This is a genomic window from Wolbachia endosymbiont (group B) of Silvanus unidentatus (assembly GCF_964028615.1).
Taxonomy (GTDB): Bacteria; Pseudomonadota; Alphaproteobacteria; order Rickettsiales; family Anaplasmataceae; genus Wolbachia.
Genome location: NZ_OZ034795.1, coordinates 777,440 through 803,784 on the forward strand (window position 1 = coordinate 777,440; position 26,345 = coordinate 803,784).

Consider the following 26,345-nt stretch of genomic DNA (forward strand, 5'->3'; position numbering starts at 1 on the left):
AGATCCATAAATTTAACTGGATGCCAGTTTCTGGGCACTGACCATCATAAAGGAGCCAGTGTCATGCACTGATAGTTGTCTTTTCTCGCCTACCTTATTTTACTACTCTGCTGAACGGACACAATTGCATATAGTATAGTCTTTAGTTTTAGTGAGAATAGTTTTATTCCACTGATCAAGGAGTGCTAAATTGAAATACGTATCACCTTTATAAGTTTTATGCATTTCAGTCATAATAAATTCTGAGATTAGGTTATGCTCTAAAAAAAGGTGTACTATTTGTGCCCCACCAATCACAAAGACTTGAGAACTACTTTGAATTGACAGAAATTCTTGCATGGAAGAGACAACAGTACATTTTGGGCCTCTATTAAAACACTTGTTACGGGAGAAAACAATAGGTGTACGATTCTTTAGTATACTCTGAGGCACGGTTTCAAATGTCTTTCTTCCCATCACAATAACTTGCTTGTCGGTTACTTGACAAAAATGTTTAAACTCACTTGGATAACGCCAGGGCAAATCATTATTTATTCCAATTACCCCATTAGGGTCAACAGCCATAATTCCAATAATCTTCATCACTTTAAGACAGCTTGGGCTACAAAAAATCTCATGTGGTCGCGTACATTATGCACTCTAAGGAAATCAACCTTATTTTGCAGTATAGCAGATATAGCAATTGTTTCTAAATCTCTATTGGAGGGAGATTCTATGGAAAAAGAGGAAATAAATGACTTTCTGGAATGGCCAACTAAAACCTTGCAGCCAAAATTTTGTAAAGTTTCTATACTGCGTAAAATCTGAATATTCTGATACATAGATTTGCCAAAACCAATACCAGGATCAATAATTATTGAATTTTCATCAAAACCAAGGTCAAGTAACCTATTAATGCTCTCCTCTGCCCAATTATTTATGATATCAATTGGGTCAATATCATGTGGAATAATATTGTCCTTATGTGGTGGTATCGAAAGTGAATGCATAATAACGACACTACACCCACTGCTAGCAACTTCTTTTAAGGTATTACTACTCAGATCTCCCTTCTGATCATTTACCCAGGCAATATTGTAGTGCTTCAAAACGTTTAAAATAATGTCTGGCCAAAAACTATCAATGCTGACTTCAATATCACCATTTTTCATATAGTCGCTAAGATTATCAAGTACTGGTTTTAGACGTTCATACTCTTCTTCTGGCGTCTTTATTGAAGCTCCAGGCCTTGTTGATTGAGCTCCAAGATCAACTATGCTTGCACCATCTGATACCAGCTGCAATGCCTGCTTGGTTGCTCGATTCGCATCATAATAAAGACCACCATCTGAAAATGAATCAGGGGTAATATTGACGATACCCATAAGCTTTGGTGAAAGCGTAAAACTCTTTGAAAAACAGTCTTGAACATTGAAAGCAAAGGTTTTGTTAACCATTGCCATCAAGTGGAGCAAAAATGGTCTATTTACTAATTCTGGGTGAGGAATTTTAAGGTCAGGTATATCAAGCGTTAGATCATCCCATAACAAAATATCTAAATCAATAACACGAGGTGCCCATTTTTCGTAGACTTGTGGACGACCAATGTCACATTCAATTTGTTTTAAGCCTTTTAGTAGCTCCTCAGGAGAAGAAGAACAACTTCCATAGACAATCATGTTAAGAAATGGCTTGTTCCAATCAGGTGGAGCACCATTTGGTAAAATAGCCTTAGTTTCTAGAATGATCGAAGACTTTAAGTCTTTTAAATAGCGCTTCTTTAGTAACTCAGTAGCTCTTTGTAAATGGGAAAGGCGATTCCCTATATTTGATCCAATAGAAATATAGATCATTCTTGCAATTCATTACAGTAAGTAAAGAAAACGCCCCCATGCACACCTGGAACTGGTGGTGCGATTTTGTGAGTAGTCACCCTGACAGAAGAAATAATATGCTTCTTTCGCAGCAAAAGGTTATTAATGGCTCTGTATATCTCATGAGTTAAATGCTCGATTAAATTAAATTGCTTGCCCTGAACAAGAGATTGAATATTTTGCACTACTTCCAAATAGCAGATAGTATCTTTAAGTTGATCAGTTGTAAGCCCTGAAGGAGGAGATTTAAAAGTGAGATCAATATCAATACTCACCAATTGGGGAGAGAACTTCTCTTCTGCGCTACATCCTAAATCAACCCAAAGCCGCAGATCAGATATAAGAAGATTACATGCAGGCATTCACTGAGTTTAATGACAAACGTATCATGCCGTCAAGAAAACCCCATAAGAGTTTTGCTCCTTTCTTAGCGCCTTGTATGACTTTCTCTTGCTCTTCTTCGCTTAAATCTGCAATAAGGTTTGCACATTCTTCAGAATGCCACTCATCAGCTTCCATATGAACAGTAAAAAATTTGAGAGGACGCTCATCATTTATTGAATAGTGTTTTTTTAGACCTTCAATTTTAGATTTAGAAACCTCTGGAGTTTGACGTTCATAAGCGTACAGAGCTCCAAGACCTTCTACAAAACCTGATCTTACAATATCAAAGTAACCGTCAACTAATTCTCGTGTCTCCTTAACCTGTGCATCCTCAAGAAGTTGAGATCGTGCTACTCCCAGTCCTTCAGCAAAACGCTGCCATAATTCTGGGTGATTCTCGTCGCCTTGTTCTTCCTCTATTAAATTACCAAGTAAAACTTGCCGCATTTTCAAATTCGGACACAAGGAATGTATACCGCTGATATAACGAGGAAAAGCAGCAACATGGTGATAATATTCCTTAGCGTAGGTTTGCAGAGCCTGCAGGCTTAAGCTACCTTCATTCCATGACTCGTAAAACGGGTGTTTTAATAAGTGTAAACTATCTAATTGATTATTAAGTGATTGAACAAATGTCATAAATAAACAGTAAATTGTTTTAGGCTACGTTTAGGTTTATCAAATGTCAAGAGGCATTTCTCACTACTACTTTAATTCCAATAAATATAAAGATAGATACGCTATAAGTTAATTTTTTAGTAAAATTGATTTTTTCTAAAATTTCATGTATTATTAAATCAATATAGTGAAAAACGCAAAATGAAAGTAACAGAAGAAAATACAATAAAAATTAGGGAAGAGTTCGTAGAAGTTCAAAATGGAATGCGAATTCAAAAGATAGTGATGTCAAACTCGAAGAGCAGTGCAGATAGCAGAAAGAAAAAGCATATAGTTTACTTTCCAGGGCTTACATATACTTTTGAAAAAGAGCCAGATGAAGACAAAAGTGAATGGAATTGGGCAGCTGAAGCAGGTATGGATGTTCACCTTATTAATTTTCCTGGTTCTGGAAAAAGCAAAGGTCATTCTTTAAACGGTCAAAATCGAGTAAATGCAGGAATTGCAGTCATTTCAGATCTTCTAAAGCAAGGCATTCACCCAGACAATAGTACTGTATGGAAGCTGTGCTGGAGGACCAATAGCTGCAGAGGTTTATAAAAAGTTTAAAAAAGATGACAATGTTCATTTAAGATGCGTTATCAATAAATCCTTTAGCTCATTCAAAAAACTTGTAGTGAAATTACTACACATATCAAAACCTAAATGGCTATTTCCTCCTATAATAAAATTCATACTCAAATGCTTTGGTTGGCACTTTAAGCCACACACAATAGTAAACGACATTACTCCATACACAATTTGTTTTAACTTAGAGAACGATGGCTTTATTAGTAAGCAGGCAAATATAGGTACTAAAATTGCTGACATAGAAAAAAGTCATAGGAAAAAAACTACCAAAAAAAAGAAACTTTTGAAGGTTTTGAGCAATACAAAGAGTTTTTCATGGAGCATACCGATTTAGCTAAAATAAAAAACCTTGAATCTGAAGTTGGAATAATGAGAAAATGCTGGAATAAGTTTCTATCGTTACTACCTATTAAGGCAGATGATATTCACTTTTCTTCGATTACAGAATTGTGCTCATCAAGTGAACACAAATACAATCTTCCTGAGCTGATTTCACTCTTTTTAGAATTCACAGATAATTATTTTGAAAAGAAGGGCTCTCTCAATCAAGAGAAACAACCAGAGATAAAAACAGAAGCGATATGTGGAAAGAATAGTGAAAAAGAAATAGAGGAAAAGAAACAGTATTTTACCAATTTAAAGAATTATTCAATAAGTCAGAATATATCTAAAAAGCTAACATCTCTTCAAATATTGAAATAAGTGTTTCTTTTGTGATTAAAAAAACATTGCATCTTGATTGTGTATTTCATTTGCTATAAGCAATAATTTTTCGCTTTCATCATAGAGATTGTTTTCACTAGCTAATAATTTCTCACTAATTTGTGGATAAAGTTTAGAAACGTACTTCTCATAGCATTTATCTAGGCATTCTTGGTCTGTCCATTTTGTTTTGTAGGAATGGCATTTCTGATTACATTGATTATATCTAAATTCAATCCCTTTCTCTTTGTTTGATGCTTGTTGTTCCATAATATTCTTCAATTTTAATAATATTAATATTAGCATATAAGTATGAACATTATGCTAATATAATTACTTTTTAGGTATACATGGCAAATTTATGCCTCGAAAAAGTTTTTGGTTCTTTCCTACACTTTCTTTATAAAAACCACAGGCGCCTGTTATTAGCTAAGGTAAAGGTCAAATATCTGGAATTCTGGACATAAAATCCTCCTGTATAAAAAGATTAGAAAAAAATGCAGCGCACACACGACAGATATAAGCTGAAGAGCACGCTTTTTATTGAAAGATTAATTGAAAGTCTGCAGACAAATTTGAGCTCTTAAAATATCTCTAATTGTCATTATAATCAGATTCAAAATACGCGGAAGTAATTTTTTTTGACAATAGATTTCTTTCATAACCAGGCGTCATCCTAGCTGAGATCCAATAAGAAAACCGCGCTGGAACTTTTGAATTCCAGTTATGCAAGAAATCTAATATCATGGAGTTTTCAAACACTAACAACCAAGTACTTTAATAAGGCAAAAAGCTTATCTAAGAGAGTAGGCCTTGCAATTGTATCAATAGTGGTGGGATTGGTAGGACTCGAACCTACGACCAATTCGTTATGAGCGAACTGCTCTAACCGACTGAGCTACAATCCCTTTTATCAACACCTATAATACACGCAAAAGGAAATTTGTCTACTCGCTTATTTCACTATCAACCCAACTGTGTAAATCATTTATTGCGCCAATTTTGCGTGCAATTTCCTTACCATCTTGAAATATGATTAAAGTAGGTATAGATTGAACTCCATACTTACTTGGCACCTCAGTTTCTCCATCTATGTCAAACTTACAGATTTTGATCTTGTCTTTTCTATCCTTGGCTAACTGCTCGATACGTGGCATCAGACTTTTGCATGGTCCACACCATTCTGCCCAAAAATCTACCAGCACAAATCCTTTGTGGTTAGCAACTTCAGATTCGAAATTTTGATCATTTACCGCTTTAATATCATCACTCATAAAATACCTAAATTTTTATAAATATAGCGTATCAATTAACAGCTGATCAACTAAATTTTTCTGGATTCAAGTGAAGTGATTACATATGATGATTAAAGATATCTACACTCCCCCAACCCATTGAATCTAGCTCAATACGAGTAGGAAGAAATTCAAAGCACTTTTCGGCTAATTCTTTTCTATTTTCACGTTCTAGCATTAAATCTAGCTTTTCCTTTATTTTATGGAGATATAAAACATCAGATGCAGCATAACTTTTTTGCTTGTCTGTTAAATTTTCATTTCCCCAATCAGAAGATTGTTGTTGCTTATTTAATTTTATATCAAGTAGTTCTAAGCACAACTCTTTTAAGCTATGATTATCTGTGTAGGTGCGAACTAAACGTGAGGCTATTTTCGTGCAATAGCAAGGCAGTGACCAAGTTTGAAGGTAGTAATGTATTATACTCACATCAAATCGCGCAAAGTGAAATATTTTGGTTATATTTTTATCCTCTAATATTTTTCTCAAATTTGGAGCTGTATAATCGTTTTTGAATTGAACTAAGTGAGCGTTGCCATCATTGAAAGAGAGCTGAACAAGGCATAATCTATCTCTGCTATGCAGTAGCCCCATTGCCTCTGTATCAACAGCTATAGATTTTATATCATTCGGTATTGCACTGGCTGGCAGGTCGTCCTTATATATAAATATTCTCATAAATTTAATATGTTTTATGACACATACAATAATCAAAAATGAGTTTTAAGTATACGAAAAGATCATAGAAAATTGGCTCTCATGATTTTCATGCATGTAGGGTTTACAAATTGTAATATGTACCTATAATTAGAAGTAGAATCTAAGCAGAATTTAACTGCGGGAGTAGCTCAGTTGGTAGAGCGCAACCTTGCCAAGGTTGAGGTCGAGGGTTCGAACCCCTTCTCCCGCTCTTTAATTTTAACATAAAAAATTTCCTTCCCCTATTCAACTAGTTCAGCTATACTAAAAGTAGCTAAAAGCTTTTTAGAAAATTATTATTTAGGAGGATTATATGGACAACAAGACTAAACCAATGTTATTTGCCTTAGGTATAGCTACATCAATAGGAGCACTTACAGGTTTGGGACTCAGTTTTACAGCTTTATCACCTTTAGTAATGGGTGGAATTATTGCTGCGGTTTCGGCAGCCTTACTTGCATGTAAATTTATTTATAATGAAAAATTTTCCAAAGAAAGTTTTTTTATTGGTGCTTGTTCATGTGCTGCAAGCTTTGCAACTGGAGTTGGTCTTGCTGCAGCTGCAACTGCTGTTTTCCCTGGTGCAATGCTTGGAATGGGATCAGCAGCTTTAGCAGGTGCGGTGATAGCACCCATAGCAGTAATCGCAGGGGTATTTGTAACATTTTGTGTTATTGAACCAATAGCTGAAAAAGTGAATGATTATATTATATCACCTATAGTTGAGCGTTTTTCTTCAAAAGAGGAAGAGTGCAATCTACCTGCAAAATAATCAATTGACGTTAGCATTTAGTTTTCTTTATAATTTCCTTTGTGAAAGAAGAAAAATGCTTATTTGTAACGATAGCTGGTTTGCCAAATGCTGGAAAGTCAACGCTAATTAACAGCATCGTAGGCAAGAAAATTGCAATTGTCACCCCTAAAGTGCAGACAACAAGGACACAGGTAAGGGGTGTTGCTATATGCAACAATGCGCAAATTGTTTTTACTGACTCTCCGGGAGTGTTTTCAGCAGAAACAAATCTTGAAAAAGCTTTAGTCAAATCTGCATGGGGAGCAGTTAAGGATAGTGACATTACTTTATTGCTTGTTGATGTAAACAATTACCTAAAAAATATAGAAAGAATAAAAACGATATTTGCACGACTGGAGCGCACAAAAGGCAGATGCATTTTGGTTATCAATAAAACTGATTTAGTAAAGAAATCAGAGCTCAAGATGGCACATGAGCACCTAAATTTGCTTTATAAGTTTGAAAAAATTTTTACGATCTCGGCACTGAAGAATGATGGACTTTCTGATCTGACTAGTTACTTGTCTGAAATTGCACCGATAGGCCCTTGGTTTTATGAAAAAGATCAAATAACTGATTCCTCAGCTGATTTTTTATCAGCGGAAATTACGAGAGAAAAGTTATTCTTGAACCTACGTGAAGAATTGCCATACTCTACAGCTGTTATAACTGAACAATTTGAGGAAAAAAAAGATAAGAGTTTAGTCATAAAACAGATCATATTTGTATTGAAAGATAATCATAAGAAAATAGTGCTAGGAAAAGACGGCAGTAGCATAAAAAAAATTAATATCGAGGCGCGCACAGAATTGGAAAAGTTATTTGAGTGTAAAGTTCATCTCTTTTTGTTCGTAAAAGTGCGACCTTGGACTGATCGCCCTGAGGAATATATAAGTAATGCTTAATTCTTTGTTGGTATTTGATATTGAAACTATACCAGATGTAAATTCCTGCAAGAATTTGCTGGATATTGATGACAATAGCAGTGTGGAAGAGAAAAGGGATGCATTAACAAAATATCATCTTGAAATAACAAACGGGCAAAACTCTTTTCTGCGTCAGCCCTTCCACCTTGTTGTAGTTATTAGTTTTTTACTTTGTAACATAACACGCCAGAGCGGTTATGAAGTGTTCACACTACAAGAAATAAGATCTGGAGGCGCAGTAAACTCCAATGAAAAAGAGCTAGTAAAGGGATTTTTTAACTACATATCAGAGAAAAAGCCAAGACTAGTTTCGTTCAATGGACGCACTTTTGATATACCGGTACTGAAGTACCGTGCTATGGTTCATGGCACTCAAGCAGAATATTTTCACAAAGCTGGCGATAAGTGGAATAGTTACAATCAGAGGTACAGTAGTGATTGGCATTGTGATTTGCTTGAATCTCTCTCTGATTTTGGAGCTTCTGCAAGAATGAAGATGAACGAAGTTTGCGCAGCATTTAATCTTCCCGGTAAGATTGGAGTTGATGGTTCACAAGTTATGGACTTATATGATAGTGGCAAAATACAAGAGATTCGCGATTATTGTGAAACAGATGTGATTAACACTTATTTGATTTATTTGAGGTTTATGCATCATCAAGGAAGAATTACTACAGAAAGCTATAATAAGAGCATAGAAGAACTGCTTTTAGAATGCGAAAAAAAAGAACACCTAAAGAAATTTAAAGAAGAATGGAAAATAACTTCTGGTGAAAATTTTTATATTGAATTTAAATGAATAGATACTACAGAGCAATCTAATAACTTCTCCATATAGTAGTTATAAACTCCTTATAGTAGAAGAGACATTTTGATATGCCATCTGCTTAACTTCTGCTTGTTCAAGCTGAGAAAAATTTTCTAAGTTTTTATCTTGGTATTCCTTTTTTACTTTCTCGAAAAAATTTTGTCCACCAAGAATATAATTACCTAAATTAGCAGCATAATATTGAGCATTACCTAAAACTGCACAGTTAATTCGACTTAATATTCTCGAAGGGTAATAAAAGAGAGAAACGTTATTGTTCGATCGGAAATCTTTTTCATCCATTATTTTAATGGCTTCATGATAACCATCTATTTGATGAACAAAATATCCTTCAGGTACTGATATTCTCAATTGTGCACCTACATGAGCATAACCACAAATACCAGGTGATACCGCTGGTACTGGGTCTTGTCTATGTTGAGTTACTCTAATGGTTTTTTCTTGAAGAACATCATTATAAAATTCACTAGCAGTAAGATCAAAAACTCGTGGATCACCAAAAGTTGCAACATGAACATCTTCAGCTCCTTCTGTTTTATTGAGGCATAAAGCAGCTATCTTAGCAATAGCTCCTCCCATACTGTGACCTGTGAGATTAATTTTAAAATCCTTGATTTCTGATCCCTGTTTTTCAGCATGAGATTTCAAAATGCCATACAGATTAGGCCATGAATCCATAAATGAATTATAGAAACCACAATGAATTCTTCCACCTTCAGGTAAAAATTCCGAAGTAGCAAAAAGTACATTTATATCAGTAATTCCATCATTAAAACTCTGGCTCAGACGAGTACCATGGTAGGCTATTGTTATTTCTTTACCTTTTATAAAAACGTGACCAGCATCTTTTTCAAAGCTATTACCAAATGGAATAATTTCATAACCTTCGCTGATGAGTTCAGCTCTAGTTTTATACATTTTTTCAGTAGATGGAACAATTTCAAAATCTTCTACAATTTCAAATTCAGTTTTGTATACTCTTTGAGCTAGGTTGTTACATCTTTTTTTACTTAATTTACCATCATCATCGCCATAGCTTATCTTGCAGAAATTACCCATTTCTAATAATTTCTCTCTATCAAATCCTGCAATTTTTACAATACTTTCATCTATTTTATAGTCAGAAGGTAAAGAACATGGCTCATTTGGATCAGCACGATTTATAAATTCATAATCTTCAATGATCTCAAATTCATCGTCATATTCTTTCATCTCGTATTTGCCATCATCTACTGAAATAGAGTCTGGCTGTTCAGTATTACCTGGCTCTGAGCCTGTAGCAGCACCTGTAGTGCTAAACCAATTGCGTAAAAAACTAAAATCCATAAGTACCCTAATCTATCAAAAATAAAACAATAATCTACCAACTATAATACAAATTAATATTATTGTCAACAATTTATATTAATGATTTAATCTTTTTATGCTTTTACTTTGAGTAAATTTTACTTCCATAGAATAAGTATAGAGTTATAATACACTAACAAGCAAACCTCTGTACTAAATTTTGGTTAATATACACGTTGAGCGTATTAAGAAAGTTGCTTTTAAAGTATTGCATTTTACCTTTATTTTCGCTATAAGGTTGCTTTAAGTTGGATTTTCAACACCTTTATACTATTTATGTTATGATTTTAAAATTTTTTGGGGGCACTTCATGAAAAAATCTATTTATACTAGAACTGCTCTAGCTTCTCTATTGACTTTATGTTCTTTCAGTGGCTTTGCTGCTGACTTTTCTGACGAGAGTATGAAGGAAGTAAAAAAGCAAGAGAGTAACGAGTCAATCAAAACTTCTGGAAAGATGGAAGTGATGAAGACGTCAAATAAGAAACTAAAAGAAAAAATGGACAGGATATGTAATGCTGATCCAAGAAAAAAAGCCGAGGAGCTTAAGAAAAAAGAAGAACTAAGATTAGCAGCTGAGCAGAAGAAAAAAGAGGAGTTAAAATTAGCAGCTGAACAAAAGAAGAAAAAAGAAGAGTTAAAATTAGTAGCAAAACAAAAGAAAAAAGATGAAATTAGGCTAGCAAAAGAGAAAAAAGCAAAGCTTATAGAGGATTCAAAAGCGAAAGCTCTAAGCACTAAAAATTCTAATGTAGAAAAGTCAAAAATTAAGGGTTCTAAAACTAAGAATGCTAAAATTGAAGCTAAAGATATAAAAAAGGATGTAAAAGTTGTTAACAGCAATACAGAGGAAAAAGGTAAGGCAAGTCCTGTTGTTTCAGTTGGTGGTATTGATATTATCAATACCAATCAAGGGGATGGTTTAAGAATAACTTTCGGTGGCGTTGTTGATTCTCAAGGTTATGGTAACCATGGGCTAAGTGGCTATAACCATTATAATGTTATGCCAGGTAAATCTACAGATTATTTTAACAATACTCCAGATAGTATAAAAGGAGCAAATCCAATATTTCCTAAAGGGATAGGGAATATTGGTGATTACAGTGAAAACATGGGCATGATTTCAGATGCAATATTGCACTTAAGAGCTGAAAATAAAAATGAGGATATTGGTCTTCGTTATGGTGCCGATGTACAATTCCATGTTCCAGTTACTGAAGGTAAAGGAGCTTCACAAGGCGTGAATGCTGCAAGAGGTAGAAGTGCACATGTGTTTTTGAATTCAAAATATGGTGATCTGAAACTTGGCTATCAGTTTGGTCCTGAGTCTCTGATGAGACTTGATGCAACAAGAATTGCAACTGTTGATGGAGCTGCAGATAGTGACTGGTTCAGAAAAGTAAACTTAGAAGGAAGTGCTGCAAACTTCCCATTTTACGTAACACCACGTCTTTACACTGAAAGCTTCTCGAGCGAGAGCGAAAAACTCTCCTTCCGTATGGCAGGAAAATACAACAAAGAGGTTATGACCACATTGCCATTTAGAGCTGCTTACTACTCACCAAATTATATGGGTGCAAGATTTGGTCTTAGCTACTCACCTCGCTACGATAGTGGTTTATCCGTTGTAAAAGAAATAGCTCCAGATTTCCTCAAAGATTCAAGTAATAAGGTAACAGGGGTAAAGAATGAGGAAACGTTAAGACATGTTGGACCAGATTACCAGCATATAATAAGTGCTGGTGCGTCATATGAATATGACTTTAGTAAACATAATATAAAAGTTAAAACTTCCGTAGTTGGTGAGTTTGGCTTGGCAAAAGAGCCAAGTAAAGATAAGCACCTTTATAATGAGTTCATAGAATACAATAACCTAGCAGGTATGAATTTAGGTGCAAGCGCTGATTATAAGATTGATGAAGATCAAAGTGTAAAATTCGCTGCTTCTTTTGCATATTTAGGCAAATCTGGTCAACCTAAGAGTATCAAGGAACTCGATCCTGCTTCAAAAGAATATAAAGATACTAATGATGATGTTAGAAAAGATGGCTTAAAGCAATTTAATGACAAGGATACCATGTATTGGACTGCAGGTGCTGGTTATCAATATGATAATATCTACACAAGCTTGACATACTTTGGTAGCAGAATGAGCGATAAAGATATGCTTCATGATGTTGCACTTGGTGTTCAATATGATCTATCTTCTTGCAATAAGAGCAAGTTTGTTCCTTATGCAGCTCTTCACTACTTTAGAACTGATGAAAAAGGTGCACTGCAAGATCAAAAAGGTACTGATTTACCTTCTAACAAAGGAATTCTTCTACTAACTGGTGTGAAGTTTTCTTTCTAGTTATTTAACAATACACACCACAGCTTGAATGTGGTGTGTGTTTTCACTATGCACTTTCAAAATGTTGAAAAAATTTCCAATATATGATATAATAGCTAAAACTAGGAAGTAATAATCTAATGAGTATAACAGTAAATCTTGATGGGGAATTTGAGAAGATAGTGCAGTCTCATTCCGTATTGCAAAATCGTTCTGTACCGCAACAAATCGAGCATTGGGCTAAGATTGGTCAGATTGTTGAAGATAACCCTGAGCTAAGCTATAATATTATCAAAGAAATCCTTTCAGGCATTGAGGATATCAAGTCAGGTAATGTTGAGGAGTATAAGTCCACAAAATTTTGAAGATTCTTCTCACCAACACTTTTAAGCGGTCAATGAAGAAGCTGCACAATAATCAACTACCCAAACTTGAAGAAGCCATCAAACAAATTCAAGGTAACCCATATATTGGAGAGCTAAAGTCAGGCGATCTTGCAGGTGTTCGCGTGTATAAATTCTCTATTTTTAATCAACTGACATTATTAGCCTATATTCACAACGAACAAAATAACATATTAACACTTCTTGCATTTGCTCCACACGAAAATTTTTATAGAGATTTGAAAAAACAAGTGTAGCTAAATGCAGGTATGCCATTATTTATAAGAGGCAACTATGCAAACCAAATTAAAAAACCATTTAGCTGGAGAATTACTTACCATCGCTACTTGCTGGAAATTAACACTTGTAGGTGGGAAAGTAATGGGATTTACCGACTATGACGAAGATTTAAATGTCAATAATATACTCTATAAATCTTCAAGTGGGTTTACAGCTAGTAGCATAATATTAAATAGCGATTTGAGAACTGATAATCTAGAAATTGAAGGAATATTAAATAGTACCGATATTAAAGAAAAAGATGTTTTATCAGGAAGGTATGACTTTGCAAATATTGAAATATTTCTTGTGAATTATAAAGATTTGAGTCAGGGAATTATGAATTTGCATGCAGGAACTTTTGGTAAAGTAACATTAAATAGTGGGAGGTTTATCGCTGAAATTAGAGGTCTTGCGACAAAGCTTGAGAGAAGCATAACAGAGCTATATTCTCCTGTATGCAGGGCACAATTTTGCGATGATAGATGTAAAGCTGATGCTAAAAAGTTTAGTAGAATGAGCACAATTACTAAAGTGATAGATGAAAGAAGATTTGAAGACACTAATTTAATCGAAAGTGATGGATATTATAAGCACGGAGTGTTTAGTTCAGCAACATTTGAAGTTGTAGTTAAAGAATACAAAAATAAAGTAGTTACATTATTTGCTTCTCCTCCATATCAAATTTCTACCGGAGATAAATATTCGATACTTGCAGGTTGTGATAAAGCGTTTTTAACGTGCAAAAACAAGTTTAACAATACTGTGAATTTCCGTGGCGAACCATATATACCAGTTGTTTAGCAGCATAATTTTTAATATTATGAATAAGTATGGAAAGGTGGCTGAGCGGTCTAAAGCACACGCTTGGAAAGCGTGCACATATGAAAATATGTCGGGGGTTCGAATCCCCCCTTTTCCGCACATTATTTCTAGTATAACATAGGTTTTGTTCTTTAAGGGATATAGCATTAGCACTTCAGCTTCGCAATTTTTCAGAGTCATCTACGTCAATAAAAGAATAGAGTTATCAAGTTGCAGAGCCTTCTTGATTTTTGATGACGAAGAGTAATAGAAATACAATCCAGTAGCCAGCTGCTGATCCCTATTACTAATAATGTCTTGCAATACTATACTTAGTCTGTGTCATTTCTCCCTAACCTCAGCAAAAGTTAATACCCGTTTATACTCAACCTACCATAATCTGTCAATATAATTCTTTATTAAAAAATATACTGACACTTTTTTGTTAAATAGATACTAATTGATCCACAACTTCAGATGGTGAACAAGTTTCAGAAATTGGAAAGATAAAATCACAGAGGTCATTGCACTGAGATTTTTCCTCAATGAATTTCATTTCACAGTATTCGTGGCAAGTCTGATTTATATGACAAAAAGGGTCTTCAACCATAATATACTCCTTAATTAAAAAACTAACGCTAAGATAGTACTTATATGTTAATATTATCCCAATATTTAGATTAGCATAATTACTTCGTTTACTTTATTGAAAATTTTAGGAAAATATTGTATAATTATGCAGTGGTAGAACTCGGTAAAACTTATGGCAAACGCTAATTTAGCTTTCAGTAAAGAAACCTTACAGCATCTTGCTAAATTATCTGAACTTACTAAGCAACCTGCTCAAGCATTAGCAGAAAAACTACTTAAAGAAGCAATCGAGCTTGAAATTGAAGACTTTTTAGTGTCTAAAATTTCTGATGAGCGTGATGTTGAAGGTGCAGAAACAGTCGATTTTGAAGATATTAAGTGGGATTAGAGCATTATAAAGTTAAGTCTCTCAAAAGTGTTGTTGAGAGAGATTTACCAAACCTTCAAAAAACAATAAGGTTAAGAATCCAAAAGGCTATAAAAGAACGTCTTACAGTTGATCCAATAAACCTCGGTGAACCATTACATCATAACCTAAAAGGACATAGAAGACTAAGAGTTGGTGAATACCGTATAATTTATAGAGTAAATCAATTAGAACAAATAGTAACTATCACAGAGATAGGACATAGATGTGATATTTATAAAAAATAAATATAAACATTAAATATACATTATACAGCCCTTCTTCCTCTTCACCTTAGGCGGCTTTGCTCAGCTCAAAAATAACTCATTTTTTGACTATACCCCTATAATTTTACTATTCTACAGACTATAAAATCGATGCTAATAACGGATTAGAGATAAACGTTGCAAAGAATCGCAGTCGATCAACCGGAAAGGTTACAGTAAGTTAATACTGGAAGGATATTAATCTAGGATTCATAAATGTCTTTTCTGTGTTTTATTGAAACACTTCATACTTTGCAGCATTTACATGATACGATAATCGCCAGTTCTCAGTCTTCTGTATCCTTTGAGTTTGTAACAAAACGATTCACCAAAATCAATTGGATTAACTGTAAGTCGCTCTTTTACTATCTCTTCAACTCTTAACTTTATTGTTTTTGGAAAAGCTCTTCTTACCAACATTTTTCAGGAATTTAATCTTATCGCGCTTTAGTCCCACCTATAGTGGTAAGATTATCTACTTATTCTTATATGGGAATTTACCAACTATTAAGACATTAAGTGTAATAAAAATATATTCTAATAGTATGGAAAAATAAATGACACGTAAACAAAATGTATTTGAACAAAATGTAGAAGATAAAGTTATATTTTTAGATAGTTTGCGTAACAAAACAATAGGTGAGCTTATCGATTTTATGGACAAAAACCCAAATGTCGAAATCTTTGATTGGATAAGTAACAATACTAGTCATAGCCTAAAGCATAGAAGAGGTTACAATATTAGTAATAATATGAAACTTAGGTGTATAGGTGCAGCAATTGGTTTAGTTGCTGGTCTAGTTGCAGCATGTTATTTAGGGCAAGAAACTTTAACTCTTATCGGTGTTTCTGGTGTAGTGTTGATTGCATTTGCTATAGTTGGTGCATTACTTGGAGCTGGAGCGGGCTATGTTGTAGGTAAATGCCTTGATAAAATTAAGGTTACAAATATGCAAAGAGAAATAAGTCGTTAAAGGTTCGTGTTGTATTCTGAATTTCTTTCAATACTTAAAGATTTACAATCAGAGCAAACTACCTGGCCACGTGAAACTGATTTCAGCTCATCAGTTGAAACTTTACTTGAGCAGAATATGCATTTTATTTTATCACTCGGGGCAAGTGAGTGATCAACAGCAATTCTATCATCAAAAACAAAACACTCGCCTTCCCAATTACCACTTTTGTTGTGAGTTTTTTCAAGGTAGGAAAGAATACCGCCTTTAAGGTGATAAACATCGTTAAATCCAAGGCTTTTCATATATGCTGTAGATTTCTCACATCTGATTCCACCAGTGCAGTACATAGCCACTTTCAGATTTTTACTCTCAGAGAAAGACTCTGCCCACTGAGGAAAATCTCGAAAACGCTGAGTATGTGGATTGATTGCATTTTTAAACTTGCCTAGTTTTACTTCGTAATCATTTCGTGTGTCTATCACTAAAACATCAGGTTGAGAGATAAAATCATCCCAATAATCTGGATCAATGTAATGACCTCTAACGGAAGTATCAAGATTACTTACACCAAGATTCACAATTTCTCTTTTTAATCTCACTTTCATCTTACTAAATGGTTGATATTCTGCTGCACTCTCTTTCCATGTAAGGTCCCTTAGTCTATAATCAGAACGTAGAAAATCTAATATTTTATCAATCGCGTTTCTTTCACCAGATACGGTTGCATTAATACCCTCTTCTGCAAGGAGTATAGTGCCTTTTAATTCAACGTTGTCGCATGCAACTTTTATTTCATCTTTCATGTCATAATAATTAGAGAGTTTTACAAAATGATAGAAAGTTGCAATGACAAAACTCATAATTAATTAGTTTATCGATTTAAAACATAATATATAAAATTATGAAGATATTCAATAGGACGGCTGTTAATTACTGGATATCTTTAGTTTTTGCATATAACATTTTAATATCAAATATAGATTCAAGTTAATGTTTCTGAGAGTATTTAAAAATATATTCTTGTTTTTAGTAAGTGTATTATTTGTCTGCCCTATACTATCGTTAATATCGATTCTATTTACAGAATCAGCAAACTCTGGATGGGTAATTAGTAGACTTTTTCCTGAATATATACTCAATACGTTAATTTTGATGGTAGGAGTAGGGTTAATATCCTTTATATTTGGAGTAATTCCAGCTTGGCTTACTACATTTTTTTCGTTTCCCGGAAGTAGAATTTTTGAGATTGCCTTATTCTTTCCGATATCAATTCCTGGATATATAGTATCGTTTGTTTATGTAAACACGTTAGAGTTTTCAGGTCCGATTCAGAGCTTGTTAAGAGATACTTTTCAATTGGGCAAAGGTGACTATTGGTTTCCCGAGATCAAATCCCTAGGTGGTGGAATATTAGTAATGGGATTTAGTCTATATCCATACGTTTATATGTTGGTCCGCTCAAGTCTAAAGAGCGTTAGTAACTCAGTCACTATTGCATCAACACTTGGGTTCTCCTCATTACAGAGTCTGTTTTCTGTCATCATACCCTCCATACGTCCATCAATTATAGCTGGGTTATCCTTGGTACTAATGGAAGTAATTACAGATTTCGGCACACCACAGTTTCTTGCTATCGATACTTTCACGACGGGAATATACCGTACTTGGTTTTTACTGCATGACAAATATTCAACTACTGTTTTGGCAGTTGCAGAACTGATTTTCGTTGCAACACTAATAGTTATCGAGAAAAAACTACAAAAAAGAGAAATATCTTACTCTTCAATCAATACTAATGCAGATTATCACAATAAACGTAGTATAAACGGTTCTATATCGTTGATCTTTTCTTATCTTATGTGTTTATTGCCGATATTAATAGGCTTTATTTTACCAATGATTCCACTTATATATTGGAGCATAGAGAAAGGCTTTTTCATATACGAAGCAAGATTTTACAATATAATAACAAACAGTATTAGTTTATCATTTATTACCGCGCTAATCTCGATCAGCATTGCAATAATTATTGGATATACAGCACGTAAAAATAAGCTAATAAGCAATATAGCACGTCTCATTTCTCTTGGATATGCAATTCCAAATGCAATTATTGCAATTAGCATAATAATGTTTTTAAGCAGAATATCTTCTTTCATTACTCAATATATTGTAGAAATTAGCTTGGTAGGAACTATTGGCGCATTAGTTTACTCATATTTATTTCGTTTTTTTGCTATATCTTTCAAGGCGATAGATTCGGGACTCAAAAAAACACCAAATGAAATTGAATGGACTGCATATACTATGGGTCATGGGCCTATTTCCACTTGCCTGAATATTCATATTCCCCTTATCAAGAAAAGTATACTATCGGGATTTCTGCTCGTGTTTATGGATACGGTAAAAGAACTCACGGCAACACTAATTATCAGACCATTTAATTTTGAAACTATATCAACTAGAGTATATGAACTTGTCAGCGATGAGCGTTACAGAGAAGCTGCCCCATTTTCGTTAATGATAGTTATTATAGGTTTAACCTCTACAATAATCTTATTCACACTTGATGATAAGAATCAAAAATAAACTATTTTGCATCTGTTCAGCAGAGTAACAAAATAAGATAGACGAAAAAAGACAACTATAGAAGCAAATGGTCAGTGCTTTCGTGTTTATCAACTTAGTTGGATCTCAGTATCAGCTACTCGGATGACATTATGGAAGCTTAAATGACAAAACAAGAAGCACTGGTTTCAGATGCACTTAAACAAATACACTATCTTGATGATCAATGAGGTCTAGTGTTAACGTATGGACTATCTAAGGAAAAGGGTGGTACCATAACATCAAAGGTTTTTATGCTCTCTTCGTTCAGAAATTCATATTTACCCTGCATTATTCCTGATGGTGTATTTAAGTATGTTCCACTTGTATATTTGAATACCTCTCCAGATTTTATTACAGGTTGTTCTCCAATAACACCAACTCCGGCAATTTCATTTATTTTCCCCTTATGATCTATTATTTGCCAATAGCGACTTAATAATTGAATGGTTGATGAGCTTTTGTTTTTTATCTTAACATTATACATCCATACGTAACAATTTTCATAAGGAATGGATTGCTCTTCAATGTAAATTGGCAAAACTGTAACTTCAACAGAATTAGTAATAAGTGTGTATTTCATGGTCATCGTAAAGTGTTCATGATAAAAGTTTAACACACTTCAATTATACACTTTTTTCATAGATTTTCCAAGCATATTATCGTACTCTAACTAGGAAATATTAATCTACATGATGAACAAAACAGATCCACTGGATAAAAAAGTGATAGGAATAATAGGAAGTGGGCAATTAGGTAAAATGACTGCTATCGCTGCAATAAAACTTGGGCACAAAACGCATATTTTTGCCAGTACTAAAAACGATCCAGCTTGTTCTGTTGCTGATGATTTAACAATAGCAGACTTCTGTGATAAGAGGGCACTTGAATCTTTTGCACAGAGTGTGGATTTAGTCACTATTGAGTCTGAAAATATTCCATGTAGTGCAATTGATATTGTGTCGCAGCATACAGATTTTTATCCAGGTAAAAAGGCGTTACACATTTCGCAAAATAGGCTGAGAGAGAAAGATTTTATTAGAGATTTAAGCATAAAAACTGCTGATTACAAAAGTATACAAAATTATAATCAGCTACTAGAAAGTAGTGAAACTTTTAGCTATCCAGTGAGGCTAAAAACAACAGAAATGGGTTATGATGGAAAAGGACAATATGTGATTGAAAATGATTCTGAACTGAAGCAATTTGCTTCCTTCGATTGGAATAAAGAGTACATTCTTGAAGCAAGTGTTGATTTACTGAAAGAGGTTTCAATAGTCGTTGCAAGAGATAAAAACGGTAAAGTAGCTTTTTTTCCTATAGCAGAGAATCACCACGTTGACGGAATACTTAATACTTCAATAGCACCAGCTAAAATAGATAATAAATTAGCCCAAGAGGTACAAAAAACTGCAGAGAAAATAGCAACTGCACTTGATATAGTAGGAATTCTAGCTATTGAATTTTTCATCACTCAAAATCATGAATTACTAGTTAATGAACTGGCCCCAAGACCCCACAATTCTTGCCACTGGAGCTTGGATGCATGCAACGTTAGTCAATTCGAGCAGCTAGTTAGGATAATATGCGGTCTATCTATGCAGGAAGTAGTATTACGCTTTCCTTGCATGACAAAAAATATAATAGGTAATGATATATATAATTCTCACAAATATTTGAGCAACGAAAAAGCTAGTTTAACCATATATGGGAAAAAAGAGGTTAGGGACAAGCGTAAAATGGGACATGTCAATATAGATTTAAGTTATTGAGCTATAAATGCTCTTTGATCAAGATCTCCAAGATCTGCACTATATTTAGTGCTGCACCTTTGCGTAGATTATCAGCTACTATCCACATATTTAATCCGTGTTTAACGGTATCGTCTTGTCTAATACGCGATATGTATACGGCATCCTCTTGCACAACATCAACCTGAGTCATATATCCACCATCTTCGCGCTTATCTTGCACTAAAACTCCATCGTCTTCACTGAGCATTTCACGAGCTTCTTCTTCAGTTATATGCTGATCAAATTCTACATTTACTGCTATAGCATGACCAACAAGAACAGGTACTCGGACACAAGTTGCAGTTACTTTTATATCCTCTTCTAAAATTTTTTTTGCCTCCTCTTGCATTTTCCACTCCTCTTTTGTAGAACCATCTTCCATGAACTCTCCTATATGAGGAATGCAATTAAATGCTATTTGCTTAGGAAATATTTCAGGTTTTTTAGCTTCATTCATAAAGATTTTTTTTGTCTGATTGTAAAGCTCATCCATTGCTGCTTTACCTACACCAGAAGTTGATTGATAAGTTGAAGCAACGATTCTCTTTATTTTTGCTTTTTGGTGTAATAAATGTAATGCCAGCAACATTTGTATTGTAGTACAGTTTGGATTAGATATTATGTTATGGTTTTTATACTCCGTAATTTTATCTTTGTTGATCTCTGGAATAACTAGTGGCACGCCTTCTTTCATCCTAAAACGAGAGGTATTATCTACGACAATACATCCAGCTTCAGTTGCAATCGGTACGTATCTCTCGGAAACATGAGACCCAGCACAGAAAATTGCTATATTAATTCCAACAAAATCGTAGTTCTCAAGGTCTAAGACAGTTAATTCTTCATCGCCGAAACTTACCTTTTTTCCCTTTGATTTTTTCGATGCAAAAGCAACAACAGAATCTATCGAAAATTTTCCCTCTTTTTGAAACTCAGCAAGCATGGTCAATACCTCATATCCTACTCTTCCTGTTGCTCCAATAACTGCAATCTTACATCCCATATAAATAAACCTCTGATTTTAAAGCTATATTATATTTTTACTGATAAAATTTACAATTACTTTAATATTTTTACCTTGCAATTAACCATAATTTAGTTATAATTATAAGACACTAATAATATTGCATGGTAGAATGAAATGAGTAAAAAACATGATGACACTAAGGTCAAACCTGCAGTATCTGCATTTCAAAAGCCTGAAAAAGTCAATAGATTAGAGATTCAAAATGTTCTTTCGAAAAAAAGCAAGCCAGCGATAAATTTTGATGATAAAAAGTATGGTGTGAAAATTTCTAAGATAGACCAGCATCTTTCAAACAAGAAGCAAGAATCTTTTGGATTAAGAGATTTTTTAAGTTCAATACCAATAATAGGAAGATTTTTAGTGAAAATTTTCACGCCTGAAAAAGAAGAGTATAAAAAACTGCAATCGCAAATAGGTCTTTCTAATAAAGCAAAAAATGAGATCTACATAGATAATAAACGCACAGAAGAAGTAGGTAGCAAACTTGAGAATGGTAATATTGAACAAGTAGATAAAGAGAAAAAAAATCTTGGCCCATAAATATTAACCATTTAAAGTGTATCTCTCACTACTGAATTTGTTGCACAGAAGTTTTGCAGTACCAAAATAAATAAATGGGTATGCCACTTGCAGTGAACAGGCTCGAAATCAGCAGAGTACCTACAGGGGTTTCTAATATCACCCAACAACAAAAGGTTGTTGCTATGCTACCAATTAAAAGCTTATAACAACTCCTCTCCTGTATAATAACCTTTAGAAAGGCAAAACAGCACGCAAGATAAACGAACAAAAATGAAATTACAGAAAAGTCAATAATCGACGTAATCTGCTGGGCAAAATTGTTGTTTGAAGTGAGAATTAGTAAAATTGCAGTTCCAATTGAACTAACTGTTATTCCCCAAAAAGGAGAGCCATGCTTGTTCCTTTTAGCAAAGAATTTTGGCATTAGTCTATCTTCTGCAAGACCAAAAGCAACTTGTCCACTAGATAAAACCCAAGCGTTTAGACTGCCAACACAAAAAATGAATGCAACTATAGAAACAATTAAATGCCAATTACCAGAAAACATAATTTTTATCGCATCAACATATGGTGCTCTTGAACTTGCTAAATTGTTGCCATTGATCAATCCCATAATTGCAAAATTGTTGATAAAATATATAACAGCAACACAAACTGTGCCAAGCACCACAGCTTTTGGTATAGTTTTAGCTGGATTATCAACTGACCCTGCAGGTGCTGTTGCCAATTCAAGTCCAATAAAACACCATAAAGTAAGGAGTGTAGAGCGGGCAAGAATTTGCGATGTTGTAAGACTTAATATTTCTTCACTTATGATAAAATTATTTCTATCGAAAAAAAACAACGCTGCTACAGGTATTGCAAGCAATACAGCAACCTTCACAACCGTGAGCAGAAACTCAACGTGCCCTGCAGTAGCTATTCCCCTTAAATTTATTAATGTAATGATTGTAAATAACAACAGCTCTAAAAATAAACGCATACTTTTGATATCTTCATGGAAAAATGGTGTAAGATAGCCAACACCCACAACTATTAAAGCTGTTGTACTAACCCATGAGATTACCCAATATGTCCAACCAACAAAGAACGCTGCGGTAGAACCAAAAGTATGTTTCACATAAACGTGAGGACCTCCTGTTTCTGGAAACTTTGCACATAGCGTAGCAAAAACTAGCGCAAGAGACACAGCACCAGCTCCTGATATCATCCAACTTATAAGGCTATAAGCGCCATATGGAGCAAGGCTAATTGGAAGCATAAAAACCCCAGAGCCGATCTGACTACTAATGACTAAAGCAAAAACAGCCCAAAAACCTATTTTATTTGACACAATACCTCTTAATTCTATTAATGTAAGCCAGTAGTATAGCTTAAGAATTTTAGCAAATAAAAAATTTAAGTTAAGTTTTTAGTTTATGATACCAAAGTAGATAAATAAGTGTTCCGCTTAAAGGGAATAGACTTGATATTAACAATGTTTTTATAGAAGTCTCGTATATTACCCAACAGCAAAAAGATACAGCCACACCTCCAATTAAAAATTTGCAGTAGCTTTTGTCTTGTATATTAACTTTGAGAAAAGCAAGGCTACATGCTAAGTAGATAAACAAAAATGACACCACAGAGATATCAATTATTGAAGTTACTTGCTCAGCAAAACTTTTGTTTGACGTTAGGATAAGTAAACCTAACACCCCCAAAGTACTGAGTATTATTCCCCATAATGGAGCATCATGCTTATTTTTTTTGCCAAAAAATTGCGGCATTAACTTGTCTTTTGCAAGGCCTAAGGTGACCTGTCCATCAGCTAAAAACCAAGCATTTAAATTACTTACAGAAACGATAAAGGCAACAACAGAAATAATTAAATGCCAATTACCTGGAAACATAATTTTTATCGCATCAACATATGGTGCTTTTGAACTAGCTAGTTCATTACCACTTATCAATCCCATAATTGAAAGACTATTGATGAAATATATCACAGCAACACAGACTGTTCCAAGCACTATAGCTCTTGGTATTGTCTTAGCTGGATTATTGACATATCCTGCAGGTGCCGTTGCTGATTCAAGTCCAATAAAACACCATAGAGTAAGGAGTGTAGAACGAGCAAGAGTTTGTGATATTGTAAAGTTTGATACTTCCTCGCTTACAATAAAATTATTTTTATCAAAGAAAAACAACCCTGCGATAGGTATTGCGAGAAGTGCAATAATTTTAACAATGGTCAGCAAAAGCTCAACATGCCCAGCAGTAGTTACCCCTCTTAAGTTTATTAGCATGATAGCTAAAATTAATGTTATTTCTAAAAGCAAACGTATATCTTGTATATCATTATGAAAAAGCGGGGCTAAATAACCGATACTTGCAATTGTCACAGCTGTTGAGCTTACCCACGAGCTTACCCAATATGTCCAGCCAACAAAAAAAGCTGCTGTAGAGCCAAAGGCATGTTTCACATAAATATGAGGACCACCCGTTTCTGGAAATTTTGCGCAGAGTGAAGCAAAAACTAAAGCAAGAGATATAGCACCAAATCCTGATATAATCCAGCTTATGAGGCTATAAGCGCCGTATGGCGCAAGGCTAATTGGGAGCATAAAAATTCCAGAGCCGATTTGGCTACTGATCACCAAGGCGAAAATAGCCAAAAAGCCTATTTTATTTGACACGACAATGTTTAATTTTTATCTGAATATATTAACAATATAGCTGAAGCTCGAAAATTTCAATTGATCTTTTTTGTATAAAAATTTGCATTTTTTTAATTTAAGCATATAATGAGAAGTATATTAATAGGTTATTAAGAAGTGGTTTATGAATCCGAGGTTAAAAACATTTTTGGTTGTTTGTGGGTATGTTCTATTAGTTGGTGCTGCTATTGGAGCAATTTTTTTATTTGACTACTTACTTGAGATCTTTATTGATGCGCTTTATGCATTCCTTCTTGCCAAAACTTCAAGTGAGGTGTTAGCTGTTTTTGGAACACTTGCAATTTTTTTAGCTGTTGGCGTTTCATGCTACGGACTGCATAAGCTCTGTTCTATTTTTACAGAAAAAATTACAAGCAGCTATCAGTCTTTCAAAAATGAAAATAGTGATGATAACATTTTTTCTGAAGTATATAATGATCCAACAGTAGGGTTAAAAGATAAGATTTTATTTTTTTCTATATACTCAATATACTACATTCAATTACCATTTTTGTATTGTGCATCAAAGATATCAGAACTTAGTAGAATGTTATCAGAGAGTAGAGCGCTCGGTCTTAGAATATGTTTAGTGCTTATCAATACTATATTATTGATCCCTGTAGCGCTTCTTGAGTTAATAAAGTATCCATTAATAAAGCTCTTCTCGCCTCTGGGTTTAAGTGTAAAGCAAATGAGCTTTTTGTTTAATGTAAGTGATGTAGGTACTGGTAATCAGAATGTTCATACTAGAAGTTTTGAGCAAAGTGTTATTGAGTGTGCCAAAAAATTAAAGGAAGAATATGGGACTCCGTCAAATGAGCTGGATGAAGAGTTTAAAAACTATATAGGCGGTTTGACAAATCAGCAGAAAGAACTGATAGCGCCTTATTTGAAGGTAGATAATTATAGAGAAGGAGAATGGGTAAGGTGGGTAGATTCCAAAACCGGACTGACATTAACACAGGCCATAAATCTAGTTTTAATTGCAGCAACAAAGCAAAATGCAGATGTAGAGCTGTTGAAATCCATATTGCTGGTTCGTTTTGAGGAAAGTAATCGCCAGTGTGGCCCTGGAATGCTTAATCGTATCATTTATGCATTAAGTGGCCTTGAAGCAGAAAATAATTTTGCAGCTCAACTAGAGCCTCAGATAATAGGAGAATTGGCCGGTAATGCTACTAAAAGATTTCTTGAGAGATCTGTAGATAAGCACTACTTTAAAATAAAAATTTTAAAAGAAAATTTTGATGACTTATATTCGCTAGGTTCTGAAGTGGATTTGAGCAATGCAAATGATGAAGTAAAGGATGGAATTTCTCATATGAGAAGTGCTATAAAAGAATTTGTATTTAAAGAGTTATATGTGAAGTTTTATAATGACTATGGAGAACATATTCGTAGAGGACAGATAAAACAAAAGCTAAGGGAATTAATAACAGGTGAAGTCATAGATGCAGCAATATCTTGTAAGATAGACGAGATAGAAGTTCCTGCAGAACCATCTACTTATCTTGAAAAAGTGAAAGCATTTATAGGGGGCATGGCAAGATTTTCTGCTGCTTAATCTCTTAATTTTTCTTATTGATTTGTAGTGGGCTTTTTT

Annotated in this window: 31 protein-coding genes and 3 tRNA genes; 18 read left to right on the forward strand and 16 right to left on the reverse strand. The window is 34.2% G+C overall.

Annotated features, from left to right (window positions below; all coding sequences use genetic code 11):
* Positions 1 to 102: 102 nt before the first annotated feature.
* From ABWU65_RS03560 to ABWU65_RS03575, 4 genes are read right to left on the reverse strand one after another with little or no spacing between them, the layout of a single operon-like run.
* Entirely contained in the window at positions 103 to 582 is a 480-nt protein-coding gene (locus ABWU65_RS03560) for a dihydrofolate reductase (protein ID WP_007302111.1), read from the reverse strand.
* A complete protein-coding gene (gene folP, locus ABWU65_RS03565; protein WP_353280307.1) occupies positions 582 to 1,832 on the reverse strand; it encodes a dihydropteroate synthase in 1,251 nt (416 codons plus the stop codon). The genes ABWU65_RS03560 and folP overlap by 1 nt, the downstream gene beginning before the upstream one ends.
* Entirely contained in the window at positions 1,829 to 2,215 is a 387-nt protein-coding gene (locus ABWU65_RS03570) for a dihydroneopterin aldolase (protein WP_353280308.1), read from the reverse strand. The genes folP and ABWU65_RS03570 overlap by 4 nt, the downstream gene beginning before the upstream one ends.
* Positions 2,202 to 2,876 (reverse strand): CADD family putative folate metabolism protein, encoded by a 675-nt coding sequence (locus ABWU65_RS03575; RefSeq protein WP_353280309.1) that lies wholly within the window; start codon positions 2,874 to 2,876, stop codon positions 2,202 to 2,204. The genes ABWU65_RS03570 and ABWU65_RS03575 overlap by 14 nt, the downstream gene beginning before the upstream one ends.
* A 180-nt stretch (positions 2,877 to 3,056) precedes the next feature.
* Between ABWU65_RS03575 and ABWU65_RS03580 the strand changes: the two genes are divergently transcribed.
* A complete protein-coding gene (locus ABWU65_RS03580; protein ID WP_007302116.1) occupies positions 3,057 to 3,455 on the forward strand; it encodes a hypothetical protein in 399 nt (132 codons plus the stop codon).
* Positions 3,456 to 3,800: 345 nt separating this feature from the next.
* Positions 3,801 to 4,187: a hypothetical protein gene (locus ABWU65_RS03585; protein WP_353280310.1), complete on the forward strand. Its 387-nt coding sequence runs from the start codon at positions 3,801 to 3,803 to the stop codon at positions 4,185 to 4,187.
* A gap of 15 nt (positions 4,188 to 4,202) precedes the next feature.
* Here the strand turns inward: ABWU65_RS03585 and ABWU65_RS03590 are convergent, their stop codons facing one another.
* From ABWU65_RS03590 to ABWU65_RS03605, 4 genes are all read right to left on the reverse strand, one after another.
* Positions 4,203 to 4,493: a hypothetical protein gene (locus ABWU65_RS03590; RefSeq protein WP_353280311.1), complete on the reverse strand. Its 291-nt coding sequence runs from the start codon at positions 4,491 to 4,493 to the stop codon at positions 4,203 to 4,205.
* Between the two features lie 525 nt (positions 4,494 to 5,018).
* A tRNA-Ile gene (locus tag ABWU65_RS03595) sits at positions 5,019 to 5,095 on the reverse strand.
* Between the two features lie 39 nt (positions 5,096 to 5,134).
* On the reverse strand, positions 5,135 to 5,461 hold the full coding sequence (trxA, locus tag ABWU65_RS03600; protein ID WP_064085368.1) for a thioredoxin: 327 nt from the start codon (positions 5,459 to 5,461) through the stop codon (positions 5,135 to 5,137).
* A gap of 79 nt (positions 5,462 to 5,540) precedes the next feature.
* Positions 5,541 to 6,161, reverse strand: coding sequence for a ribonuclease D (locus tag ABWU65_RS03605; RefSeq protein WP_149168681.1), 621 nt, complete (start codon positions 6,159 to 6,161; stop codon positions 5,541 to 5,543).
* 159 nt (positions 6,162 to 6,320) lie between these two features.
* Here ABWU65_RS03605 and ABWU65_RS03610 point away from each other — a divergent pair.
* The 4 genes from ABWU65_RS03610 to ABWU65_RS03625 all read left to right on the forward strand — a co-directional run bounded on the left by ABWU65_RS03610 (position 6,321) and on the right by ABWU65_RS03625 (position 8,700).
* Positions 6,321 to 6,393, forward strand: a tRNA-Gly gene (locus tag ABWU65_RS03610).
* 102 nt (positions 6,394 to 6,495) lie between these two features.
* Positions 6,496 to 6,954 (forward strand): hypothetical protein, encoded by a 459-nt coding sequence (locus ABWU65_RS03615; protein ID WP_007302122.1) that lies wholly within the window; start codon positions 6,496 to 6,498, stop codon positions 6,952 to 6,954.
* A 41-nt stretch (positions 6,955 to 6,995) separates the two neighbouring features.
* Positions 6,996 to 7,880, forward strand: coding sequence for a GTPase Era (era, locus tag ABWU65_RS03620; protein WP_007302123.1), 885 nt, complete (start codon positions 6,996 to 6,998; stop codon positions 7,878 to 7,880).
* Positions 7,873 to 8,700 (forward strand): 3'-5' exonuclease, encoded by an 828-nt coding sequence (locus ABWU65_RS03625; RefSeq protein ID WP_353280312.1) that lies wholly within the window; start codon positions 7,873 to 7,875, stop codon positions 8,698 to 8,700. The genes era and ABWU65_RS03625 overlap by 8 nt, the downstream gene beginning before the upstream one ends.
* Before the next feature lie 42 nt (positions 8,701 to 8,742).
* On the opposite strand, the gene ABWU65_RS03630 is transcribed toward ABWU65_RS03625, so the two are convergent.
* A complete protein-coding gene (locus ABWU65_RS03630) occupies positions 8,743 to 10,056 on the reverse strand; it encodes a lipase family protein (RefSeq protein WP_353280313.1) in 1,314 nt (437 codons plus the stop codon).
* A 331-nt stretch (positions 10,057 to 10,387) separates the two neighbouring features.
* On the opposite strand from ABWU65_RS03630, the gene ABWU65_RS03635 reads away from it, so the two are divergent.
* The 5 genes from ABWU65_RS03635 (at position 10,388) to ABWU65_RS03655 (ending at position 13,993) form a co-directional block, all read left to right on the forward strand.
* A complete protein-coding gene (locus ABWU65_RS03635; protein ID WP_353280314.1) occupies positions 10,388 to 12,430 on the forward strand; it encodes a porin in 2,043 nt (680 codons plus the stop codon).
* Positions 12,431 to 12,549: 119 nt separating this feature from the next.
* Entirely contained in the window at positions 12,550 to 12,774 is a 225-nt protein-coding gene (locus tag ABWU65_RS03640; RefSeq protein ID WP_127463811.1) for a TA system antitoxin ParD family protein, read from the forward strand.
* Entirely contained in the window at positions 12,771 to 13,049 is a 279-nt protein-coding gene (locus ABWU65_RS03645; protein WP_127463812.1) for a type II toxin-antitoxin system RelE/ParE family toxin, read from the forward strand. The genes ABWU65_RS03640 and ABWU65_RS03645 overlap by 4 nt, the downstream gene beginning before the upstream one ends.
* 37 nt (positions 13,050 to 13,086) lie before the next feature.
* Positions 13,087 to 13,875 carry a DUF2163 domain-containing protein gene (locus ABWU65_RS03650; RefSeq protein WP_353280315.1) on the forward strand — a complete coding sequence of 263 codons (789 nt, stop codon included), beginning with the start codon at positions 13,087 to 13,089 and terminating at the stop codon, positions 13,873 to 13,875.
* 31 nt (positions 13,876 to 13,906) lie between these two features.
* Positions 13,907 to 13,993: transfer RNA gene (locus ABWU65_RS03655), tRNA-Ser, on the forward strand.
* 327 nt (positions 13,994 to 14,320) lie between these two features.
* Here the strand turns inward: ABWU65_RS03655 and ABWU65_RS03660 are convergent.
* On the reverse strand, positions 14,321 to 14,485 hold the full coding sequence (locus ABWU65_RS03660) for a hypothetical protein (protein ID WP_264376034.1): 165 nt from the start codon (positions 14,483 to 14,485) through the stop codon (positions 14,321 to 14,323).
* 153 nt (positions 14,486 to 14,638) lie between these two features.
* Here ABWU65_RS03660 and ABWU65_RS03665 point away from each other — a divergent pair, with 153 nt between their 5' ends.
* On the forward strand, positions 14,639 to 14,854 hold the full coding sequence (locus ABWU65_RS03665; RefSeq protein ID WP_064085397.1) for a hypothetical protein: 216 nt from the start codon (positions 14,639 to 14,641) through the stop codon (positions 14,852 to 14,854).
* Entirely contained in the window at positions 14,845 to 15,120 is a 276-nt protein-coding gene (locus ABWU65_RS03670; RefSeq protein ID WP_064085396.1) for a type II toxin-antitoxin system RelE family toxin, read from the forward strand. The genes ABWU65_RS03665 and ABWU65_RS03670 overlap by 10 nt, the downstream gene beginning before the upstream one ends.
* Positions 15,121 to 15,399: 279 nt before the next feature.
* Here ABWU65_RS03670 and ABWU65_RS03675 read toward each other — a convergent pair whose 3' ends face one another.
* On the reverse strand, positions 15,400 to 15,558 hold the full coding sequence (locus tag ABWU65_RS03675) for a type II toxin-antitoxin system RelE family toxin (RefSeq protein ID WP_019236727.1): 159 nt from the start codon (positions 15,556 to 15,558) through the stop codon (positions 15,400 to 15,402).
* A gap of 137 nt (positions 15,559 to 15,695) precedes the next feature.
* On the opposite strand from ABWU65_RS03675, the gene ABWU65_RS03680 reads away from it, so the two are divergent.
* Positions 15,696 to 16,112: a hypothetical protein gene (locus ABWU65_RS03680; RefSeq protein WP_254229391.1), complete on the forward strand. Its 417-nt coding sequence runs from the start codon at positions 15,696 to 15,698 to the stop codon at positions 16,110 to 16,112.
* Here ABWU65_RS03680 and ABWU65_RS03685 read toward each other — a convergent pair.
* Entirely contained in the window at positions 16,109 to 16,954 is an 846-nt protein-coding gene (locus ABWU65_RS03685; RefSeq protein ID WP_254229390.1) for a rhodanese-related sulfurtransferase, read from the reverse strand. The two genes, ABWU65_RS03680 and ABWU65_RS03685, sit on opposite strands and share 4 nt — an antisense overlap.
* Before the next feature lie 130 nt (positions 16,955 to 17,084).
* On the opposite strand from ABWU65_RS03685, the gene ABWU65_RS03690 reads away from it, so the two are divergent.
* Positions 17,085 to 18,683 (forward strand): ABC transporter permease, encoded by a 1,599-nt coding sequence (locus ABWU65_RS03690; RefSeq protein WP_353280316.1) that lies wholly within the window; start codon positions 17,085 to 17,087, stop codon positions 18,681 to 18,683.
* Between the two features lie 202 nt (positions 18,684 to 18,885).
* Here the strand turns inward: ABWU65_RS03690 and apaG are convergent, their stop codons facing one another.
* A complete protein-coding gene (apaG, locus tag ABWU65_RS03695) occupies positions 18,886 to 19,290 on the reverse strand; it encodes a Co2+/Mg2+ efflux protein ApaG (RefSeq protein ID WP_012481895.1) in 405 nt (134 codons plus the stop codon).
* A 106-nt stretch (positions 19,291 to 19,396) separates the two neighbouring features.
* Here apaG and ABWU65_RS03700 point away from each other — a divergent pair, with 106 nt between their 5' ends.
* Positions 19,397 to 20,473 (forward strand): 5-(carboxyamino)imidazole ribonucleotide synthase, encoded by a 1,077-nt coding sequence (locus ABWU65_RS03700; RefSeq protein WP_353280633.1) that lies wholly within the window; start codon positions 19,397 to 19,399, stop codon positions 20,471 to 20,473.
* 1 nt (position 20,474) lies between these two features.
* On the opposite strand, the gene ABWU65_RS03705 is transcribed toward ABWU65_RS03700, so the two are convergent.
* Positions 20,475 to 21,497 carry an aspartate-semialdehyde dehydrogenase gene (locus tag ABWU65_RS03705; protein ID WP_019236731.1) on the reverse strand — a complete coding sequence of 341 codons (1,023 nt, stop codon included), beginning with the start codon at positions 21,495 to 21,497 and terminating at the stop codon, positions 20,475 to 20,477.
* 138 nt (positions 21,498 to 21,635) lie between these two features.
* Here ABWU65_RS03705 and ABWU65_RS03710 point away from each other — a divergent pair, with 138 nt between their 5' ends.
* Positions 21,636 to 22,061, forward strand: a complete 426-nt coding sequence (locus tag ABWU65_RS03710) for a hypothetical protein (protein ID WP_007302139.1) — start codon at positions 21,636 to 21,638, stop codon at positions 22,059 to 22,061.
* A gap of 28 nt (positions 22,062 to 22,089) precedes the next feature.
* Here ABWU65_RS03710 and ABWU65_RS03715 read toward each other — a convergent pair whose 3' ends face one another.
* Positions 22,090 to 23,376 (reverse strand): APC family permease, encoded by a 1,287-nt coding sequence (locus ABWU65_RS03715; RefSeq protein ID WP_007302140.1) that lies wholly within the window; start codon positions 23,374 to 23,376, stop codon positions 22,090 to 22,092.
* A gap of 70 nt (positions 23,377 to 23,446) precedes the next feature.
* Complete coding sequence (locus tag ABWU65_RS03720; RefSeq protein WP_149168685.1) at positions 23,447 to 24,721, reverse strand: APC family permease; 1,275 nt, start codon at positions 24,719 to 24,721, stop codon at positions 23,447 to 23,449.
* A 145-nt stretch (positions 24,722 to 24,866) separates the two neighbouring features.
* On the opposite strand from ABWU65_RS03720, the gene ABWU65_RS03725 reads away from it, so the two are divergent.
* A complete protein-coding gene (locus ABWU65_RS03725) occupies positions 24,867 to 26,306 on the forward strand; it encodes a hypothetical protein (protein ID WP_353280317.1) in 1,440 nt (479 codons plus the stop codon).
* Positions 26,307 to 26,345 lie beyond the last annotated feature (39 nt).